Annotated in this window: 1 protein-coding gene and 1 tRNA gene; both read right to left on the reverse strand. The window is 66.0% G+C overall.

From position 1 onward, the window contains the following. Nucleotides 1-322: 322 nt before the first annotated feature. Nucleotides 323-405, reverse strand: a tRNA-Leu gene (locus KDL01_RS41395). A 42-nt stretch (nt 406-447) separates the two neighbouring features. Then, nucleotides 448-678: a DUF4287 domain-containing protein gene (locus tag KDL01_RS41400; RefSeq protein WP_212534190.1), complete on the reverse strand. Its 231-nt coding sequence runs from the start codon at nt 676-678 to the stop codon at nt 448-450. Nucleotides 679-950: the final 272 nt, after the last annotated feature.

Here is a 950-nt window from a genome sequence, read left to right on the forward strand (position 1 = left end):
CAGGCGGGCTACATCCAGATCCCAGACGAGGCATGGCTCATCCTGGTCCAGTTCACGGGCCCCGAACCGGCCTGAGCCGACCCATTCCGAGAGTTCCGATACCTGACTCCGCCAGAGCACGTGACGAGTCGGCTCGCGAAGGAAGCCGCGGAGCGGATGAGCCGCGCGCTCTGGGACACCCCGGACGATGACGCAGGGGCCGACGACGACACGGAAAACTGAGACCCCAGCATCCAAAACGGAGACTGAAACAGAGACTAGGATCGGCGCTGGATCTTGGAGATGTACACAAGTTGAGCTAGAAACCGCAGGTCGGGGCAGGTGCCCGGAGCGGGATTCGAACCCGCACGGCCTTGCGGCCTGGGAGGTTTAAGCTCCTTGTGTCTGCCGTTCCACCATCCGGGCGCATGGGGGTGCGTCGGGACAGCGTACCGGCTCGGCGGGGTGCTATGCGAAGGCTCGGGCGGCCTTTTGCAGGTCGTGCTCGTGGACGATGGCGCTGGCGTAGCCATGCGGGAGGTTGAACTCGTACCGCAGCCAGTTGACGCGGTCCTCGAAGCGGGCGAGGCCGGGGCCGGCATCGACTTCGCGGATCCAGTCGGCGAGGGCGCGACCGGTGACCTGCGGGATGCGGGCGAGGAGGTTGCGGTGGGTCTGATCCGAGTGGTGCATCGACATGAAAGCGTCTCCCAAGGGTGAACCGGGCTACCGGGATTGGGGAAATGACGGCTGTCGGGGGCGTGACCGGCCCGTGACTTGACTGTGCCTGAGCTTCGCGCCGGTGGCAACCCCCGGGGGCGGGCGAATCGGGGCGAATTTCCGGGGTTGATGGGGGTGATGAGGGAGTTTGTGGACTCCACTCGGCTGGTTTTGTCCCCTGCTGAGGTGCGCGTGGTGAGCCCGTATCGGTGGTGCCACGCTGCGTTTGTGGAGCGGGGACGGAGCGGGAG

This window comes from Actinospica durhamensis (assembly GCF_018139695.1).
Taxonomy (GTDB): domain Bacteria; phylum Actinomycetota; class Actinomycetes; order Streptomycetales; family Catenulisporaceae; genus Actinospica; species Actinospica durhamensis.

Bases quoted from the DNA above. Each gene is read 5' to 3' on its own strand.
- KDL01_RS41400 (WP_212534190.1), bottom strand. From the start codon at position 678: ATGTCGATGCACCACTCGGATCAGACCCACCGCAACCTCCTCGCCCGC.